General features: G+C 64.5%; 13 protein-coding genes. 10 read left to right on the top strand and 3 right to left on the bottom strand.

Translation table 11 applies throughout. From position 1 onward, the window contains the following. Positions 1 to 6: 6 nt before the first annotated feature. The 7 genes from LZC94_30235 to LZC94_30205 all read left to right on the top strand — a co-directional run bounded on the left by LZC94_30235 (position 7) and on the right by LZC94_30205 (position 6,379). Positions 7 to 1,323, top strand: coding sequence for a CpaF family protein (locus tag LZC94_30235; protein WXB12120.1), 1,317 nt, complete (start codon positions 7 to 9; stop codon positions 1,321 to 1,323). Positions 1,324 to 1,698: 375 nt separating this feature from the next. After that, entirely contained in the window at positions 1,699 to 2,652 is a 954-nt protein-coding gene (locus LZC94_30230; protein ID WXB12119.1) for a type II secretion system F family protein, read from the top strand. Beyond that, entirely contained in the window at positions 2,652 to 3,596 is a 945-nt protein-coding gene (locus tag LZC94_30225; GenBank protein ID WXB12118.1) for a type II secretion system F family protein, read from the top strand. Before LZC94_30230 ends, LZC94_30225 begins: the two co-directional genes overlap by 1 nt. Next, positions 3,593 to 4,372 (top strand): tetratricopeptide repeat protein, encoded by a 780-nt coding sequence (locus tag LZC94_30220; protein WXB12117.1) that lies wholly within the window; start codon positions 3,593 to 3,595, stop codon positions 4,370 to 4,372. Before LZC94_30225 ends, LZC94_30220 begins: the two co-directional genes overlap by 4 nt. Positions 4,373 to 4,458: 86 nt before the next feature. After that, the gene (locus tag LZC94_30215) at positions 4,459 to 4,710 is read left to right on the top strand and encodes a hypothetical protein (protein ID WXB12116.1); all 252 of its coding nucleotides are present in this window, start codon (positions 4,459 to 4,461) and stop codon (positions 4,708 to 4,710) included. Then, positions 4,707 to 5,765: a pilus assembly protein TadG-related protein gene (locus LZC94_30210; GenBank protein ID WXB12115.1), complete on the top strand. Its 1,059-nt coding sequence runs from the start codon at positions 4,707 to 4,709 to the stop codon at positions 5,763 to 5,765. Before LZC94_30215 ends, LZC94_30210 begins: the two co-directional genes overlap by 4 nt. After that, complete coding sequence (locus tag LZC94_30205) at positions 5,762 to 6,379, top strand: hypothetical protein (protein ID WXB12114.1); 618 nt, start codon at positions 5,762 to 5,764, stop codon at positions 6,377 to 6,379. The genes LZC94_30210 and LZC94_30205 overlap by 4 nt, the downstream gene beginning before the upstream one ends. A gap of 6 nt (positions 6,380 to 6,385) precedes the next feature. Here the strand turns inward: LZC94_30205 and LZC94_30200 are convergent, their stop codons facing one another. Continuing rightward, positions 6,386 to 7,366, bottom strand: coding sequence for a DJ-1/PfpI family protein (locus tag LZC94_30200; GenBank protein ID WXB12113.1), 981 nt, complete (start codon positions 7,364 to 7,366; stop codon positions 6,386 to 6,388). A gap of 72 nt (positions 7,367 to 7,438) precedes the next feature. On the opposite strand from LZC94_30200, the gene LZC94_30195 reads away from it, so the two are divergent. Continuing rightward, entirely contained in the window at positions 7,439 to 8,893 is a 1,455-nt protein-coding gene (locus LZC94_30195) for an MFS transporter (protein WXB12112.1), read from the top strand. A 97-nt stretch (positions 8,894 to 8,990) separates the two neighbouring features. Here LZC94_30195 and LZC94_30190 read toward each other — a convergent pair whose 3' ends face one another. Beyond that, complete coding sequence (locus LZC94_30190; GenBank protein WXB12111.1) at positions 8,991 to 9,464, bottom strand: MarR family transcriptional regulator; 474 nt, start codon at positions 9,462 to 9,464, stop codon at positions 8,991 to 8,993. A gap of 98 nt (positions 9,465 to 9,562) precedes the next feature. On the opposite strand from LZC94_30190, the gene LZC94_30185 reads away from it, so the two are divergent. Both LZC94_30185 and LZC94_30180 read left to right on the top strand, forming a co-directional pair. Then, positions 9,563 to 10,510 (top strand): EamA family transporter, encoded by a 948-nt coding sequence (locus tag LZC94_30185; GenBank protein ID WXB12110.1) that lies wholly within the window; start codon positions 9,563 to 9,565, stop codon positions 10,508 to 10,510. A gap of 32 nt (positions 10,511 to 10,542) precedes the next feature. After that, positions 10,543 to 11,184, top strand: a complete 642-nt coding sequence (locus LZC94_30180) for an NAD(P)H-binding protein (GenBank protein WXB12109.1) — start codon at positions 10,543 to 10,545, stop codon at positions 11,182 to 11,184. Between the two features lie 446 nt (positions 11,185 to 11,630). On the opposite strand, the gene LZC94_30175 is transcribed toward LZC94_30180, so the two are convergent. Next, positions 11,631 to 18,815, bottom strand: a complete 7,185-nt coding sequence (locus tag LZC94_30175; protein ID WXB12108.1) for a hypothetical protein — start codon at positions 18,813 to 18,815, stop codon at positions 11,631 to 11,633. Between the last annotated feature and the right edge of the window lie 367 nt (positions 18,816 to 19,182).

Below are 19,182 nucleotides of genomic sequence, written 5' to 3'. Positions count from 1 at the left end.
GGATCCATGAATCGCGCCGCGGTGTCCGACGCCGCCGCGGCGCTGGAGCCAGACGTTTACCATGGGCTCAAGGCATCGCTGCACGCGCGCGTGGTGGACCGCCTCGATCTCGAGACCCTCGGCCGGCTGACCACCGAGCGGCTCACGCAGGAGCTCACCGCGCTGCTCGCGCAGATGGTGGCGGACAAGAATCTGCCCTTGAACCGGCGCGAGCGCGAGAAGATGGTCCACGAGCTGATCGACGACATCCTCGGCCTCGGGCCGCTGGAGGCGCTGCTTCGCGATCCCTCCATCTCCGACATTCTGGTCAATACGTTCGACACCATTTACGTCGAGCGCAAAGGCCGGCTCGAGCTCACGTCGCTGCGCTTTCGCGACAACGACCACCTGCAGCAGACCATCAGCCGAATCGTATCGCGCGTGGGCCGCCGGGTGGACGAGGCCTCGCCCATGGTGGACGCGCGCCTCCCCGATGGCTCGCGCGTCAACGCCATCATCCCGCCGCTCGCGGTGGACGGCCCTCTCCTCAGCATTCGCCGGTTCGGCGGCGCGCCGCTTCGAACGGCCGATCTGGTGCAGGCGGGGGCCATGACCGAGGCCATGCGGGTCTTCCTCGAGGCGTGCGTCAAAGCGAAGTTCAATATCCTGGTGGCCGGCGGGACGGGCACCGGAAAGACGACGATGCTGAACGCGCTCTCGTCCTTCATTCCCGATTATGAGCGCATCGTCACCATCGAGGACGCGGCCGAGCTGCAGCTCCAGCAGCAGCACGTCGTCCGCCTCGAGACGCGCCCGCCCAATGTCGAAGGCAAGGGCGAGGTCCTGACCCGCGATTTGGTCCGAAACAGCCTGCGCATGCGCCCCGACCGCATCATCGTGGGCGAGATCCGCTCGGCCGAGATCATCGACATGCTCCAAGCGATGAACACGGGGCACGAGGGCTCGATGGCCACCCTCCACGCCAACACGGCGCGCGACGCCGTCACGCGCATGATGGCCATGATTGGGATGTCGGGCCTCAACGTGACCGAGCAGGTCGTCTGTCAGATGCTCGCGCGCGCGCTCGATCTCATCGTGCAATTGCAGCGCGGCGCCGATGGCAAACGACGGGTCGTGGCCATCTCCGAAATCACCGGCACGGAAGGCACGGTCATTCAAATGCAAGACGTCTTCGTCTTCCGGCAGCACGGCGCCGACGCGGAGGGCCGCGCCATCGGTGAGTTCGCGCCGACCGGCCTACGCCCGCGCTGCGCCGAACGCCTGGAGCGCGCAGGCTTCGAACTTCCGCCCTCGCTCTTCGCGTTGCGCGAGAGGCGCGGATGAGCGGGCTTCTTTGGGGGGTGCTGCTCGCCGCGTTGGAGCGCGCGGGTTTCGATATTCCGCGCTCGCTGTTGGCGGTGGGGAGAGGTGCGGATGAGCGGGCTTCTGTGGGGGATGCTGCTCGCCGCGTTGGAGCGCGCGGGTTTCGATATTCCGCGCTCGCTGTTGGCGGTGGGGGAGAGGCACGGATGAGCGGGCTTCTTTGGGAGGTGCTGCTCGCCGCATTGGAGCGCGTGGGCTTCGACATTCCGCCCTCGCTCTTCGCGTTGCGCGAGAGGCGCGGATGAGCGGGCTTTTGTGGGGGATGCTGCTCGCCGCGTTGGAGCGCGCGGGCTTCGATATTCCGCGCTCGCTGTTGGCGGTGGGGGAGAGGCGCGGATGACGGGGCTTCTTTGGGTGGTGCTGCTGCTCGCCGCCTTTGCGGGCGCGGAGGCTGTGTACTATTTCGTGCGCTATGTGGATGAGCGGCCCGCCGAGGAGCTGCGGCGGCGGCTCCAGATGGTGGGCTCGGAGGCCGTGGGGCCTCGCATCTTGCGCCAGCGGCGGCTGGCGTCGTCCAGATGGCTCAATGAGCTCTTATCCAACTTCGATTTCGCCGAGAGGCTCGAGGCCTTGCTCGATCAGAGCGACTCGGAGACGAGCGTGGCTGGCATGCTGCTGCGGATGGGCGTGCTCGCCCTGCTCGGAGTGGTCGGGGCGGCGTGGCTGCATCGTCCAATCGCCGCGCTGGTTTTTGCACCGCTGCTCGGCGCCGTGCCGCTCCTTCTGACCCTTCGTGCGCGCGCGGCGCGGGCGCGCACGATTTCGGAGCAGCTCCCGGATGCGCTCGAAATGATGGCGCGCGCGGTTCGCGCGGGTCACGCGTTGCCGGCCTCGTTCAAGTTCGTGGCGCAAGAGTGTCCGCTGCCCATCGCGGCGGAGTTCGGAAAAGCCTACGAGCAGCAGAACCTCGGGCTCTCGCTCGAGGCGGCCGTGCACGGCATGACCAGCCGCGTACCGGGCAGCTTGGATTTGAAGCTTTTGGCGGTGGCCGTACGCATCCAAAGCGAGACGGGGGGAAATCTGGTCGAGATGCTCGAGCGCATCTCCGACACCATCCGCGAGCGCTTCAAGTTCTATTCGAAGCTCCGCGCGCTCACCGCGGAGGGCAGGATCTCCGGCGTCATCCTGGGGACGCTCCCCATTTTGGTGGCGTTCCTCATCGCCATCACCAACCCTCCGTATCTGGCGGAGCTCGGCCACGGCCTCGGGCGCATGATCCTCGTGGCGGGCGTGATGCTCTGGACGATTGGCGTTCTCTGGATTCGGCAGCTCACGAAGGTGGTTTATTGATGGATCCCATCATCTTATTTGGCGCCGGGCTGGCCAGCGTCGCGGCCATCGCGCTGGTGCTCGGCCTGCGCGCCTTTGCGTTTGCGCCGCGCGACGCGGTGCTGGAGCGCGCCAAGCGGGTGACGCGCGCGCCGGCCTCCGAAGCGGGCCCGGTGGCCCCCGAGGAGGGCGCCGCATGGGAGTCGCTCCTTGGATCGTTGGGCGGGCTGGCGCGGCCAAAAGAAGCCAATGAAATGGGGAGGGTGCGCAAGACGCTCGTGCACGCGGGCATCCGCGACGAGCACGCCGTCGAGACCTTCTTCGGCGCGAAGATGGCGTTGGCGCTCGCGCTCGGCGGCGGCCTTCTGGTGTCGAGCGCCCTCTTGCCCGCGCCCATTCCGAGGGTACGCATGCTGGTCATCGTGCTGCTCTCGGTCGGGTTCTATGCGCCCAATGTCTGGTTGCAGGCGCGCGTTCAATCGCGCCAAACGGCGCTCGCCCGCTCGCTGGCCGATACCTTGGATCTCATCGTCACGTGCGTCGAGGCCGGCCTCGGGCTCGACGCGGCGCTCGCGCGCATCGCGCGGGAGATCGAGCTCTCGGCGCCGGAGCTGGCGAGCGAGCTTCGGCAAACGACCATGGAAATTCACGCCGGCGTGGCCCGCGCGGCGGCGTTCCGCAGGCTGGCGGAGCGCACGGGGGTCGAGGAGCTGCGCGTGCTCTCGGCCATCGTCATCCAGACGGAGATGTTCGGCACCGCGGTCGGTCAGGCGCTCCGCACCCACGCGGCCTCCATGCGCACGCGCAGGTCCCACCGCGCCGAGGAGAAAGCCGCCACGGCGAGCGTCAAAATGATGCTCCCGCTCATCGCCTGCATTCTGCCTTCGCTCTTCTGCGTCATCCTCGGCCCGGCCATCGTTCGAATCGTCACCTCGCTCAGTCCCGCCTTGAGGCACCCATCATGATGCGTTTTCTCTCCGCCACCGTGCTCCTCTTGGCCACCACGGCCGGCATCGGTTGTTCGCGCGCGGCCTCCGCGCCGCCCCCCGAAAAGCCGATGGTCGACGGGCCCGCGCTGCGAAAAGAATTGGCGTTTGCTCTGGCCGGCCATCGCGAGTGGTCGGCCGCCAGCCGCCAGCTGATCGCGCTCATCGCGCAGCGCCCCCACGATCCCGAGCTGCATACGTTGATTGGGACGGTCTACCGCGAGCAATCCCTGTTCGAGCAAGCCGAGCGCGCGTACGCCACCGCCATCCGTCTCGACCCGAAGATGGCCGGCGCCTACGCGGGGAGAGGCATCCTCCGCGAGGTGCGCGGCGACGGGGGCGACGCCGCCCTCGAAGACTTCCGGATCGCGATTCGCCTGCGTCCCAGCGAGGGCGCATACGCCAACAACTTGGGTGTCGCGTTGTATGTTCGCGGCCGCTACCGCGACGCGGAGGCCGCGCTCCAAGAGGGTTTGCGGCAAGACCCGTTCTCCCGGCGCATGCGCAACAACTTGGGATTCGTCTACGGCAAGCTCCGCCAGTTCGATCGCGCAAAGCGCGAGTTCGACCACGGCGGCAGCGACGACGAGGCCGAGAACAACCTGGGATACGCGTACGAGCAAGCGGGGGACGTACGCGCCGCGTGCGCGCTCTACCGCCACGCGGCCTCCGAAAACCCGCTGCTGCGCGCGGCGTCCGAGAACGCGCAACGCGCTTGTCCTCCCGGCGGCCGCGAGGAGACGAAGACGCCATGAGACGCCTACGTCGTATTTCGATGTGCACATCGCTGGCTCCAGTCGGGCTCCTTTTGCTCCTCTCCGAGGGGTGCGACCGAACGCATATGAGCTCTCATTTCGGCGAGGCCAACCGCGCCGCCTTTCGGGCGCAGGTCATCGATTTGGACGCAGGCACCACGGTGAAGCCCAATCCGCCGCTCGATCCGGAGGAGGCGGCGACGATCGCCCGAACGCATCTTAAGTCGTTGGCGCCGGTGGGCACGCCTGGCGCGAGCTACCGCGAGCCGGTCTTGATCGTGGCGCCGCCTTCCACGGGTGCGGGTGCGGCGCCACCGCCCCCCGAGCATCCGCGATGAGCCGGCGCGCGCGCACCCGCGTGCGCCAGCGCGGTGCCACCTCGGTGTTCTTCGCGCTCCTCCTCGTCTTCGTGGTGGGCGGGATCCTGGCGCTGGTCGTCGACGTCGGTCATTTCTGGCTCGTCCGCAGCGAGCTCCAAAATGCCGCCGACGCCGCCGCGCTCGCGGGCGTGCGCGATCTCAACGGGCTCGCCACGCAATTCCCATTTGCCATCACCTCCGCGCAAACGTATGGGGGCGCGAACCGCGCCGACGGCACGGCCGTCACCGTTCCGTTGACCGACGTCACCTTGGGCAAGTGGGATCTCACGAACAAAACGTTCACGCCGACCTTGCTGAAGGCTCACACCGTCAACGCGGTCCGGGTCACGACGCGCCGCACGGCGGCCACCGGCAACGCCGTCGAGGCTTACTTCGGCCCTCTTCTCGGCATCGAGGAGCAGGACATCACGGCCACCGCCATCGCGGTGGGGGGCGGCCCGAGCGCGACCTGCGGCTTCGTGCTCGCGCTCCCGAGCTGCAGCGTGTTGGACGCCTTTGGAAATCTGAATTGCAACGCCACTCTCTCGTTCAACTCGAACGGCAACAACGCCGCCTTCACCTTGCTCTCGTTGACCGTGCCCAATACACCCGATCTCGAGTGCGCCATGTGGTGCACCCTGAACTCCCTCCTCGGGGTGCAGCTACCCCTCCTGGGCGGGTCGTGCTCGTGCTCTCCCGGCGGCTGCAAGTCCACATCGGTCAAGACGCAAATCGCCATCTCGAACGGCACCAACCTATCGAGCTCGATGATCGTGTACATCCAATCGGCGCTCGCGCTGTCGCCGAATGGCCTGCGCGTGGATCTCCCCATCTTCGACGTTCCCCTTTGCCCGTCGGGCAACCTCTCCAACGTTCAAACGGTCGCCGGATACGTAAAGACGCGCATCACGGGCGCGACGGGGGCGCCCAACAAGTCGATCTCCGTCTCGGTCGATTGCGCGGCCACCACCTCGTCGCGGCCTTCGCAAGAGCTCTTCGGTTACAAATCGACGGAGGTGTATTTGGTCCGATGAAGAAATATGCCCTCGTCCTCGACCTCGTCGAACGGCTCTTCGTCGTGGTGCTGTATGGCGCGCTGATCGCGCGAATCGTCGGGGCCATCGGCGCGCAGACCGTCAGCCTGGGGAATTTGCTCCTCGTGCCGTCGGAGGGCATGGTCCTCGTCTTCGTCGTGCTCCGCCGTGGGAGCCTCGACGTGTCGACCCGCCCGCGCGACTGGGCGCTCGCGACGATGGCCACCGCCGCGCCGATGCTGGTCACGCCGGACCCCGGGCACTCGCTCGTTTCACCGGCCCTCGCCGGCAGCATCATCGTATGGGGGACGCTCGTGCAGCTGCACGCCAAGCTCGTCCTCGGCCGGAGCTTCGGGTGCGTTCCGGCCAATCGCGGCTTGAAATATTCGGGGCCATACCGCTTCGTGCGACACCCGATGTATGCTGGTTATGCGCTCGCGCATTTGGGGTTTGCGCTCATGAACGCCAGCGCGCGAAACGTCGCGCTCTATGCGATTTGTTCCGGCCTGCAGCTCCTGCGGCTCATGGCGGAGGAGCGGCTCCTCGGCGCCGACGTCAGGTATCGGCGTTATTGCGCGGTGGTGCGGTATCGGGTGATCCCCGGGCTCTTCTAATCGGGTTCACCCGCCGTTCGTCGCGGGAGCAGCATGTTGGCTCCGAAAGGCGCGGCGGTAGCCGCTCGGCGGTACGCCGACGATGCGGGCGAAGTGGTGGCGGAGGTTGGCCTCGCTGCCGAGGCCACAGAGCTCGGCGATGCGGGCAGGGGTTTCGTCCGTGGATTCGAGCAGCGAGCAGGCTTTTTGGACACGTTGGGTCAAGAGCCACTTGAGCGGTGGGGTGCCGGTGGCCGCGCAGAAGCGCCGGATGAGGGTGCGCGGGGTGAGCCTCTGGCGCTTGGCCATGTCGGCGATGGTGATGGGGCGGTGCAGATGTTCCACGGTCCAATGGAGGAGGGGAGCGAGGCTATCGTCTTCCTTTGCAGGGAGGGGCGTTCGCACGTATTGCGCTTGCCCGCCGGGGCGGTGCGGCGCGATCACCAATTGCCGCGCCAGGCGGTTGGCGATTTCAGCCCCCAGATCCGAGCGCACCAAGTGCAGACACAGATCGAGCCCTGCGGCCGCGCCCGCGCTGGTCAGCACTTGCCCATTGTCGACATAGAGCACCGCCGGGTCGACCACCACCTTGGGAAACCGCTGCGCGAGGAGGCTCGCATACATCCAGTGCACGGTGGCGCGATGCCCGTCGAGCAGCCCCGCCTCCGCGAGCACGAACGCCCCCGTGCAGATGGAAGCGATGCGCGCGCCGCGCGCGTGGGCTTTGCGCACGGCGGCGAGGAGCGCGGGCGGGGCACCGTCGAGCACATTGGCGCGCGCCGGCACGATGACCGTGTCGGCCTCGTCGAGGCCGTTCAAATCGTGCGACGTGCCGGCCACGAAGCCCGCACCCACCTTCGTTTGGCCGGGATGCTCCGCGCAGATCCGGAGCTCGTACCAGGGATCGGCCAGATTGTGGCGAGGTCGTCCGAAGATTTCGCACGGGATGGCGATCTCGAAGAGGTGCATGTCCTCGGTGACGGCGACCGCAACGCGACCAGTGGGCATGTCATATCTTTAGCGGACATTGTCATTTTTGCCACTGGTTGCGATTGCCAGCCCGCCACAACGTGAACGGGCATGACTCGACCCGTTCCAAGAAAAAGCGGAAGCCCATGGCTCGTTCTGGCGATCGCGTCGGCGGCCAACTTCCTCACCATCCTCGACCTTTGGGTGGTGAACATCGCCTATCCGGCGTTCGAGCGTACCTTTGCGCCGGCGTCGTTGTCCGACGTGTCGTGGATCTTGAACGTGTACGCCATCCTGCTGGCGGCGTTTCTCATCCCCGCGGGCCGCCTCGCCGACAGCGCGGGGCGGCGCGCATGTTTTCTCGCCGGGACGGTGCTGTTCGGCGTTTCCTCGCTCGCGTGCGGGTTCTCGCCGGGGCTCGCATCGCTGATTGTCGCGCGCGCCGCGCAGGCCATGGCGGCGGCCATGCTCATGCCGACCTCGTTGGGGTTCGTTCTCTCGGCGTTCGAGCCGCGCGAACGGGGGACCGCCATCGGCATATGGGCCGCGGTGGGGGCGGCGGCGGCGAGCAGCGGGCCAGTTCTGGGCGGGCTGCTCATGGTCCTGAGCTGGCGCTGGATCTTCTTCATCAACGTGCCGCTCGTCCTCGCCACCGTGGTTGCAGGCGCGCTCTATCTCCCGGCGTACGAAGAGAGGATCCGTCGCCGGATCGATCTCCTCGGCGCCCTTTTGGTGTTCGGCGCCATGGCGCTCGTGTGCACGGCGCTGGTCGAGGTGCGGGACTGGGCGCCGTGGCGGACGTGGTCCACCCTCGGCGCGGGGCTCCTCGTCGCGGCGGTGTTCGTGGTGCACGTCCGGCGGCACCCCGATCCCATCGTCGCGCCGCGGCTCTTCGCCGCGCGCACCTTCCGCGCCGGGGCCGCGGGGATCTTCGCGTACTACGTGGGCTTCGCCATGATGCTGGTCGGCACGACCTTGCTCCTCACCGACCATTGGCACTTTTCGGTGCTGCAGGCGGCGATCGGCATCGTGCCGGGGCCCTTCACCGCCAGTCTCGTGTCGCTGTTTGCGGGGCGGCTCTCCGCGCGGTTGGGAGCTCGAACCATGGTCGTCGCCGGCGCCTTGCTCTTCGCGGGCGCCGCCACGTGGTTGCTCTTTTTGGCGGGCACCGTGCCCGACTACGGCGTGGTGGTGTTACCGAGCTTCATCGTGTGGGGTGTGGCCAATGGGCTGATTCAGCCTACCTTGTTCGCCAAGGCGCGCGCGGTACCGAGCGCCGATCTGGCGTCCGGCTCGGCGGTGCTGACGATGGCGCGCCAGCTCGGCTCTGCGTTCGGCGTGGCGGGTTTGGTGGCGGTGCTGGGGGCGTCGCCCGCCGCGGGGCTCGATGGGCTCCGGCGGTCGTGGGTCATGGTGCTTGCGACGGCGGCGCTCACCGCCGTCGCGGGGCTTTGGGGAAATGAGCCCGAGACGCCGTCCGTGGTGCGGGAGGCGCGGGAGCCGCACGCGGTACGCGACGCGCACGATGCGCACCCGCCGGGGGCCTTTCCGAGCCATGGGGAGTGATCCTGCGAGCGGACGAGCGGACGAGGACGGAGGTCGATGGCGGCGCCTGCACCCGCGTCGGGTGAACGCCCCTCTGCGCAGGGGAAAATGAGCGGCGCTATTCGGTCGTGTCGCCGAGCGACTTCAAGAGATGGCGAAGCGTCTTGGCGAGGGCCTTGCGCTCGTCGGGCGCGAGGGCGGAGAGCAGTCGGTTCTCGGTGGCGACGTGGTCGGGCAGGGCCCGGTCGATGAGCGCACGCCCCTCTTCGGTGAGGGTGACGAGCACCCCGCGTCCGTCGGCTTCGTTCGGGGTGCGCGTCACCAAACCGCGCGCCTCCAGGCGATCCAGCCGCTGGGTGATGGCCCCCGAGGTCACCATCGACGACTGCGTCAGGCTGGTGGGGGTCAGGCGATACGGTGGCCCGCTGCGCCGCAAGGTGGCGAGCATATCGAACGATGGCGAGTCGAGCCCATGCGCCTCGAACGTGCGCGCCAGCTCCGCGCTGACGATCCGCGTCAGCCTCGAGAGGCGGCCGATAACGGCCATCGACGAGACGTCCAGGTCCGGGCGCTCACTTTTCCACTGCTTCACGATTCGGTCCACGTGGTCCGGCACGCCCTCAGCGTACCCGATACTTTAGCGGTAAGATAGATCTGGCGGGTAGCTTAGCGGTGAGTTATCTTGTCTTAGTGCTAAGCAATCGCCTCCGAACCATCCTCGTCACCGCGCTGGCCCCCATGATCTGGGGGAGCACCTACCTCGCGACGACCGAGCTGCTGCCGCCGGGCCGCCCGCTTTTGGCCGCGGTCGTGCGGGCGCTGCCGGCCGGCTTGGTGCTGGTGGCGCTCACGCGGCGCCTGCCGCAGGGCATCTGGTGGTGGCGGGCGCTGGTGCTGGGCGCGCTCAACATCGGCGCGTTCTTCGCGCTGCTCTTCGTCGCAGCCTACCGCCTTCCGGGTGGAATCGCGGCCACCGTCGGCTCCTTGCAGCCGCTCATCGTGGCGGGTCTCGCGTGGGGGTTGCTCGGCCAGCGCGTGTCCTTGCGCACGGCGCTCGCCGGCATCTCCGGCGTGGCGGGCGTCAGCCTCTTGGTCCTTCGCGCCAACGCGCGGCTGGACGCCGTGGGCATCGCGGCCGCGGCGGGCGGTGCGGTCGTGATGGCGAGCGGGATCGTCCTGAGCAAACGATGGACGTCGCCCGCGCCCGTGCTGGCGACCACGGGTTGGCAGCTCGTCGCGGGTGGCCTGCTGCTGCTGCCGATTGCGCTGCTGGTCGAGGGCCCGCCGCCCGCGACCCTCAGCCTCGCCAACGTCGTGGGCTACGGGTACCTCGGCATCCTCGGTTGCGCGGTGGCGTACGCCCTTTGGTTCCGCGGCATCCGTCTCCTTCCGCCCACCGACGTGACGTTCCTCGGTCTGCTCAGCCCCGTGGTGGCCACCGCGTTGGGCTGGCTGGTGCTCGGCCAAGAGCTCACGGCGTCGCAGGCCGTAGGCGCGCTGGTGGTCCTCGCCTCCCTCGTCGCCGCCCAGCTCCGCACCGACCGCAGCGCGGCGCCCGGCCCATCGTCGCCGTCGAACGCTTCCGAAGGCGCGCCGGCGCCGAGCTCGAACGGTTCGTCGCGAACCGCATCGACGTAATGAACCCCGCGTCCCCCTCGAGGAGCTTATCCATGCGTATCGTCATCTTCGGAGCTTTGGGAAATGTTGGGAGCCGGGTGGTGGCGGAGGCCATCGCCCGCGGCCACGACGTCACCGCCGTCGTGCGCAACCCCGCCCGCTTCCACGATCTGCACCCCGCCGCCAAACCCCGCGCCGGCGACGCCGCCACCTTCGACGACGTCATATCCCTGAGCGCCGGCCAGCACGTCGCCATCAGCGCAACGCGTCCGGCACCCGGCCGCGAACGCGAGCTCGTCGCCAGCACCAAGTCCCTTCTAGCCGGCGCCGCCCGCACCGGCACCCGCCTCCTGATCGTGGGCGGCGCCGCCACCCTGACCATCCCCGGCACCGGCGGCAAGCTCCTCGACGATCCGCATTTCCTTCCCCCCGAGTACCTCCCCATCGCACGAGCCTGCGCCGATCAACTCGAAACCTGCCGCACCGACTCCACCGGCGTGAATTGGGCTTATCTGAGCCCTCCGGCCGAGCTCTCTCCTGGCGCTCGCACCGGCACGTACCGGGTCGGCAAAGACGAGCTGCTGCTCGATACCAAGGGAGATTCACGGATTTCGTTGGAGGACCTGGCCGTTGCGCTGCTCGACGAGGCGGAGCGACCGAGGCACGAGCGCGTGAGGTTTACGGTTGGATATTGATTGCCGCGAAGGAGTTCGAGCCTGCTGAGAGTCGTACGGGCACCTGGCCTTGAAAGTCGTGACCGACATCCTTCGACAGCTTGATTCTATTGTCAGCCAGCAACTGGTTTCGCCCTGAATTTCGTCCTTTCACTTCGTGGCCCAAGAATCGACTCACGGCCCCCTCTGCGGTAGGTGCGTGATGACGGTGTGCTAGTGCTGCGAACTCTCCTTTTCCCGCCAGAGAACGTATTCTGTGGGATCGGCGGTCTCGTCCCAGAACACCCACAGTCGAGCGCACTGTGGGCACCGGAGCACCGTCTGTGTGGCGCGATAAACGTCCTCGGCGTCGACCGCTCCACTAAAGCGGTCGAAGGTAGTGTCCGATATAATGCGCCACTCGATCGGGCAAGGGATCTCGCCGTAGCGTAGAAGATTTCCACATTTGCAAAGAAGTTTCGGCACGCTTATCTCCCGAGAATGATGATGTCTTGAATGTTCGTCGCGCCAGCACCGTTCACGCGACCAAGTATATTACCCAGTTGCCCAACATCAACCGGTGATGCACGAAGATCGAGTACGATGCCCGTCGCTTGGCTATTCTTGTTTGCAATCGCGCTGATAATGCGGTTTGCGTTCCCTGTCGTGGGCGAGTAGATGTCGTACGGCGCGCCTTCGATGAGAAGATCGGACGTTGCTCTTCCCGGAATGGGATCGCGAATGACAACAGATCCCCGCCCCATTTTTGCCACTTGCGACGCGGCTGTTAACTCTGCGTCGGTGGCTGTTGCAGATTGAATCACAAGCCTTGCTGCCGTCTGCTCCGCAGCCGCGAACACCCCTCCAATAGGAATAGCTCCTCCAGATGACATCGAACTGGCCAAATGTCTCTTGGTCCTGTCCCAAGCCGCCCGACGAGCCCAATCAGAACGCGAGAGCTCACGCTTTTCGCGATTACCAGCTCCAGCATCTTGCCACCCCCTGTTCCCAGCACCATTTCGCATCGCGTCGTAGATCGGTTCGACTTCTTTGACGCGCTGGACCATGGTGCCCACCGTGTCCATGCACGCGTCGCCGGGTGGACAATCCTCATTGGGAACGGTTATCGCAGTTATGTAATCGTACTCCTTGATTCGAAAACCGATCAAATCGGGGGGATCCGTCTCCCCGGCTCCGGTCGGCACTCTGGCCACGAGGTATCCCTTGATTCCGCCCGGCCGCTCGTAAAACGGTTTCATTGCATCGCGGAATGGACTTCCGAACGGATCCCATCCCATCAACGGCCCGCCTCCGTTGCCCGCTTGGTAGCAAATTTCGCAGAACTCTAGCCCATTCGGATCGACTAGTTTTTGCGGCGACCCGGCGACATAGGCGTATGGATTCAAATCGCTCCCCAGCCCATGCACTGTCAAGGGGTCCGCGCTCGCCCACTGCCCCAGCGCCGCCACATAATATCGATAGCCAAAGTACGTGAGACCGACGCCGATGTCGTCCTCTTTCCCCGTGAACCGATAGTCCTCACGGAAAGTTTGCCATCGTTTCGGCCGGTAATCCGTTTCGGGCGCGCCGAATGCTTGGTACGTACTGCGCTCCACGAGCTCACTCGTCGCCTTGTCGATCACCACGCTCGTCGAGCCGAGCGGATCGATCATCGTGAAGTATACGCGCGCCTTTTTCGGGCCGATCGTCGGCAGACCAGGATCGCCATGTACGACCCGCGCGAGTGCCGTACCATTCGATACGAGATACGCAGTCGCGGTGTCCTCCGTCCGCTCGTAGTCGCGATCACGGGAAATGAAGTGCGCCTCATTGAGGCGCAAGGTCGGGAACACGTCGATCGTGTATAAACGCTCTTCGGTCTTCGGTCCCTGCACCGACTTGATCACCCGCTGCCCGCCCGCGTCGTACGTGTAGCGGAATTCGATGCCCCTCGCGACCGAGCTCGTTGCGCGCTTCGCTCGGGCGAGACGTCCTACCTCGTCCCACTCGTAGGAGAACTCCAGATCGACCGTCCCTCGCTCGGGCCCCGGCTTCTGCAACGTGAGCTTGGTCAGGTTGCCCGCCGCATCGTACGTCGACTTCGCGTGTCCCTTTTCTGCGTTGGCCGCCACCACCCGATTCGGGCCATTGCTGGGCGTTCCGTACGTCATTGTCCCCATCGAACGATCGTGGAACGCGTGCACGTCGTCGTCAGACTTCGTAAGATTTCCTTGCCAATCGAAGTCGAAGGATTGCCACTTCACCCGCTTGCCGAGTTTTTGTTCGGGCATTGGGCGAGTGTCTCTCTCGTCGATCTCCTCGTCGAAAGGCGAGACTTGTACATCATCACCCGTATCGTACTCCACGCGCCGGAGCCGATAGCGGTCGTCATATGCAAACTGCTTGGTGCTCATCGGCTTTGCACCCGCCGGCCATTCGGCGGTGATGCGTGCGTCGACCACCTTCAATGGGTTACCAACGGCGTCGTACGAATCTTCGGAGTCGAGGTGCAGATCCTGAAGCACGGTTTGCGCCGTTTCCGACGTGGATGGCTTCGGATATCCAGACTGGGATCGGCCCCAAATAGGCGGTGGATTCCGTCGAATGAGCGAGCGCTGGAGCCAGCGGCGCGCGTTGTAGTCGAAGCTCGCGACCGTACCGGCCGTGTCCCCGTAGGTGATGGCGCGCACCAGCCCATCGGCATCGGCGAGCTTGCTCGTGACGAGATCCCCGTAACTTCCGGCGACGTGATTGGCGAGCCCGCGTGACGTATAACTCGTCGTGACCAGGTCCTTGCCTGTCAGTCCGCCTGCGGTGACCTCATTGCCCTGCATCTCGGAGACGTCCATTCCCATCGAATGTGCGATCACCCGATCCGCTTCATCGTATGCGAACGCCGTCTTGTACCAACGCGGCGTGTAACCGGCTTGTAAGGCCGACACATCCTGCGCGGGGGCGCCCACCATGTCCATCTCTTCTTCGAGGAAGATGCCACCTCGTTGGACGAGCGCCACTTGCCGCGCAATCTGGGTGGTTCGCCCCCGTCCGTCATACGTGTAGCGCGTTCGCTGCGCCCGATCGTAGGACGCTGCCAGGCGCCCCGCAAAGAACAGCGCGTTCCCCTCTTGCCCCTCCTCGGGCTCGTCGTAGACGAACGTGGATGTAGGACGAACGTCGTAATCGGCGTGACTTCGCAAGCACGGCGAGTAGACCTCCGAGATCAGCCGCCCCATGCCGTCCAGGGCAAGGTTCTTTCCACAGCCGCGAGCATCACTCGTTGCCACCAGATCGCCCGCGTCGTTGTAGCCATAGCGCCACGCTTTCTGATTTGCCGTGCCAAATCCCGTGGACGTGTTCGGTTCTGCGTTCTGCACCAAGCGACCCAGAGAATCATACGTCATCACACGCGTGTAAACATCGTTCGATGCGGTGTGCGACCGTGTGACCGTCGCTACCTCTCCCGTCGGCAAGTAGGTCACGCGTGTGGAGATCGTATCCTCCGTACCGCCTTGGCTCGTCATTCGCTGCGTCAACACCGTGCGGCCATGACCGTCGCGCAGCGTCTTCGTCGGTCGCGCTGTTGCGCCCGGGGCAAGATCGGTCGCGTCGTATGTCGTTTGCTCAAGCGCGGAAGGTTCGATCTTTCCCGTGTACTGACCATCCAACCCATACGTGCGAACGGCGGGCACGTGGCCGCCCCGGAGGCTGTCATAGATGGCACTCGTTGAAGGCGTCGACAGCACCGGAACGGGCGCCAAATGGGCGTTGGGGTCGAAATTTGAGAAACGCGGCTCGTAGCGCTTGACCACGCGCCCTAGGCCGTCGCGTTCTACCTCGCCGGTCACGATGTACGGCGCTTGGTCACCCGCTCCCGGATCGGCTTCTCGTACCGAAGCGATCGTTTGCCCAAATGGATCGAGGTACGTCCACGTCGAGCGGTAGCGGGCCCCACTCCCATCGTCATCCCGCCGCTCCACCCGAATGAAGCCATTTGGCTTGTCCGGGTACCGCCACGACTCGAAGTAGGTCATCTTCACGCTCGGCTCGCCCGAGGATATCAACGGCAAGCCGGGATTGGGCTCGAAGACCCGTACCGGCCGTCCGAAATCATCGTATTCCACGGTCGTCGTGGCGCCGTTCGGAGCCGTCGTCGTCGTAGGAAGCTCGAGCCCGCGATCGAACGTGGCCGTGGTCGTGAGCCCACTACCCCCGCAACCGTTCTTATAGACTGTCGTTTGGATGGGGAGCTGGGTGAACCCTTCATCGTACTTGATTCGCCGGCAGCGCCCATTTGGACCGCGCGTCAAGATGGGATTCCCGAACGAATCGTATTGGTTCTCGGAGAGAAACAAATTGATTTTATCGTCCGATGCGTCGGCCGGCCTCGGCGCGACATCCCTCCCATCCTCGTGAAAACGAACAAGGTCCAACGTGCCCTGCAAGTCGGTGTACGTCTTTGTAACTCGGCCCGCGGCGTCGTACTCGAAGCGCATGTGCCGGCCGCTAGTGCGCGCATCGCTCTCCCGCCAATTCCAGCGTGACCCGTCTCCCGATGGAAGGAGCCAGTTTTCAAATGTGTGCACGATCGGCACGTCTTTGGGGTTATCGCGCCCGGCTTCGACCATGCCATGGTCCGTCTTCGACGTCACATTTCCGAAACCGTCTCGCTGAGCCTCGCTCGCCAGATGGACGCGGCGGCCATTCGAAACGGTCATCGTATTGAACGTGCGCGTCGGTGGTGTCACCGTGAGCGCATCCGAGACGACGTCGGCCATGGTTGCTTCGATCGGAGAGCCACCACCCGAAAAGTCGACGAACCACGTGTCGACCCTTTCCGCGTAGGCCGTCCTGATCGTGCGGTTATCCATACCGGTATAAAGTTGCTGCAAGCGGTATCGGTAGTGTTTTACGAAGGGGGCGCTCGGCGTCGTGGCATAATGATAGACCATCGCAGGCGCGCCGTTGAGCGGCCCAATCGGCATTTCGCCCGGGCGCTCGTCCGTGGGGTGACACCAATTGACCTTCAATCCCTCACAATTGGATATCAGGAAATCGGTAATGGTCAGGACGTCATCGTCCCTGCTCGTACCACGTTGCCAAGTGGTCAGCTCGCGAAAGCCCAAGAACCGACGCTGCGGTTTGTCGTAGACGGCATTCTTGTACTGATATTCCGTGACGAATGGTCCACCCGTCACTTTCACGTCCGCCTTGCTGCTGGTGGTCATGCGGGTCACGATATGGAGCGGCTGGGGAATCGGTGTGGAAGCCGTGTGGCCCGGAATGCCCGCGGTGATGCTCTGGATCGTGTTATACTCGAATTTCGTTGTGGCGCCGGCGTCGTTCGTGATGGTCTTGAGCACACCGGGACGGACCACTTGATTCGGCGTTTGGCCTTCCGGTGGCCCATTGTCTCCGGTTAGTGACATCGCATGCAGACCGTTCCCGACGAAGATGATGGAATCGATCCCCGACCCATTCAGATCAGCAAACTGAAGAGTGTAGTTGGCTCCAGGCACCAAGTCATTCGTTAGGTCGATGTGCACGGAATCTTTGGTGCCGGAAACGTTTCCAAAGACCACGTCGAGCGCCAACTTCGGTCGAGGGTCGACGGAAAATCGAAGGGTCAGCAAATCGGCGATTGAGTCGCCATTCACATCATGTACGTACTGATTCTCGCCCAGCCCAGGTGGTGTATCGCTGGTGCGCTCGAAGGTCCCATCTCCGCGCCCATAGTACAGCTTCCACAGCTCGGCGGGCGGTGGAGCGCTTGCCTTGCCGCTAGTAAGCGCGCCACCGCCGACGTAGACGAAGCGGCTTGCCAGGTCTGGGATGCCATCGCCCGACACATCCGCCAGAAAACCATGCCTCGGCTGATACTCGTTGTCGAAGAGATCTTGATCCTCCACGGTACGCGGTGTGCGCTGCGCGAATGGCTGGATTGCGAGGGTGTTCGGATCGACGGCGGTAAAGAAGACGGACCGATTGTGACCGATCCAGATCTCGGGACCGTTTGGTGGATCTCCGCTCGGCCTGCTGATGGCGGTGAACGAGACCCGGTCCAGATAGCCGTCACCATCTACATCACCGAAATAAGATTTTGGTGTGAACTGGTATTTGTTCGGGTCCTGACATTGCCATCCGTCCATCCAGTCAGGCAAGCGTCGACCGGGGGTGAGGCCGTAGCCGAGCCAGTGCCACTTGTCGTCATTTCCGAATACGGCTTTGAGCGCGGTATACTGGGGATCTCCACAATTACTTGGTGAATCGAACTTTGTGGCCATCGCGTTCACGGCCCCCGAGTGGTCCCAATCTCCCAGCATGGCATTATGGAAGAGTAGCCTTTTCTGCACGTCGGCGTTCCCGACGTCGAAGTCCGTATGAAGGATATCCATGGCCTTGCCAAGGGGGCGGTTGGGTGCGCCGAGGCGCGAACCCATGACCATCCCGCCATTGTCTCGCGAGTAACCGATGGCGTCGCCGAGCCCGTCGCCGTCCATATCCACGAACGCGATGGGCTTCGTGGTATCCAGACCGCCGGGGGCGAAATAGCTGATGCTCGTGACTGGAGGAGAGGTCGACACCATTCCGTCCCCCCAATAGCTCATGGTGGCAATCGGGCGCATGGCGCCGCACCCCGGTGGCAGATTTGGCGGCACGGTTCCGCTTGCGTCTTCCTGGGCGCCGCTGCAGGCGCCATTTTCATACACAGATTGAAGGAACCAACGAGCTTGCGACTTATGACCCCACTCATAGTAAAGCAGGTACTGTCTCACCAGGGAGCGAGGCGACGTCGCCAGAAAATTGCTGCTCGTAGTATCGACCCTTGCGAGCATCCATTGGCGTATCCTGCGCCATACTACGGTGTCCCTCTTCGCGGGTTTCGACGCGTAGTTGTGGCGAATCGACTGGTATGTCAGGTGCGTATGGTGAGCGAAGCTATCGCGAGGCGGGTTGTCGCCGCCTGCTTTCGGTGAGGTGTAGATGTCCGTGAGGTATGCGAGATCGTCGGTGATCCATTCGTCGGTCTCGGGGAATTTCGTCCAGTCGTAGACAATGACGTTGGCGCTCCCATTCGCGTCCCTTTGGCGAACGATGTTCCACCTGTAGATGGCGTTGTTGGCGTGCCTGTCCAAATCCACGGCGTTCTCGTTGTTCTCGTCGCCACGGGGAACGCCTAGCTCGAGCTCGGCGCCCTTAGCTTGCGCAATCCATCGACGATGGTCCGGAGACCAGAAGAACCGGGTGAACGCACCTTCGATTTGCGGCCGATAATACATCCATCCCGTCGTCCACACGGGAAACTCCTCACCGGGTTGGAGTGCGGCACCGTTGGTGCATTTGCCGAAAGCAATAAGGCAAATTGGTACCAATGGGCTGCCATTGAAGTCGAAACGATCGGCGACGGCCGGATCGATGGGCTCGCCGTTTCGAGGGTCTTTGTAACGAGGACCATTCGATATGTTGTGCCGCTCGATACGGGTAAGCCCGAGCGACCAGCCAAATCCTACTTCCCCGATCCCCGCCGTGGACGAATAATTGAGCCCTAGCTGAGGCTGAACGCCGCCTCGTGCGCGGGGTAGACGAAAGGGAATGGCGGCGTGCGCGGTTCCCGTTGATGGCTCCGTGCCCGCCGCAGCGACGTTTCCAACGCCGCTTCCCTCGGCGGCATCCAAAGTGGTAGCGGGGGCGGTTCCCGTACCCGGAGGATCCGCGGCAGCAATTGTTGTTATATTCGCGGCCACCCCTGCAGCGGATGGAGACTCCGCTGAACGGGATGCCGGTCCGGCCGAAACCGACACGGGCTTTTTCTCGCGTGGATGCGAAGCGTTTGACGTTTCGGTTGGAGTTTCCCGTGCATCCTGCGAAAGCGCGGTGCCGGACACCATCATTGGCGCAGAGCCTATGACCAACAGTAGAAAATAAGACCAAAGCCCGTATGCGGTGGAGGATGTCCGGGGCTTGGTCCTCCTCGGAGGTTTGATCATCGACACCGTCGCGCGATAGACCGTTCTCATGCGTTTGCTCGCGTTCAAAGATATT

It is taken from the genome of Sorangiineae bacterium MSr11954, assembly GCA_037157815.1.
Lineage (GTDB): Bacteria > Myxococcota_A > Polyangia > Polyangiales > Polyangiaceae > Pendulispora > Pendulispora albinea.
Note: the sequence above shows the minus strand (reverse complement) of the source record. Positions and strands in the feature narration are given on the sequence as shown.

Excerpts from the sequence above, each read along its gene's own strand:
- LZC94_30235 (WXB12120.1), top strand. The coding sequence starts at position 7 with ATGAATCGCGCCGCGGTGTCCGACGCCGCCGCGGCGCTGGAGCCAGAC.
- LZC94_30230 (WXB12119.1), top strand. The coding sequence starts at position 1,699 with ATGACGGGGCTTCTTTGGGTGGTGCTGCTGCTCGCCGCCTTTGCGGGC.
- LZC94_30225 (WXB12118.1), top strand. The coding sequence starts at position 2,652 with ATGGATCCCATCATCTTATTTGGCGCCGGGCTGGCCAGCGTCGCGGCC.
- LZC94_30220 (WXB12117.1), top strand. The coding sequence starts at position 3,593 with ATGATGCGTTTTCTCTCCGCCACCGTGCTCCTCTTGGCCACCACGGCC.
- LZC94_30215 (WXB12116.1), top strand. The coding sequence starts at position 4,459 with ATGAGCTCTCATTTCGGCGAGGCCAACCGCGCCGCCTTTCGGGCGCAG.
- LZC94_30210 (WXB12115.1), top strand. The coding sequence starts at position 4,707 with ATGAGCCGGCGCGCGCGCACCCGCGTGCGCCAGCGCGGTGCCACCTCG.
- LZC94_30205 (WXB12114.1), top strand. The coding sequence starts at position 5,762 with ATGAAGAAATATGCCCTCGTCCTCGACCTCGTCGAACGGCTCTTCGTC.
- LZC94_30200 (WXB12113.1), bottom strand. The coding sequence starts at position 7,366 with ATGCCCACTGGTCGCGTTGCGGTCGCCGTCACCGAGGACATGCACCTC.
- LZC94_30195 (WXB12112.1), top strand. The coding sequence starts at position 7,439 with ATGACTCGACCCGTTCCAAGAAAAAGCGGAAGCCCATGGCTCGTTCTG.
- LZC94_30180 (WXB12109.1), top strand. The coding sequence starts at position 10,543 with ATGCGTATCGTCATCTTCGGAGCTTTGGGAAATGTTGGGAGCCGGGTG.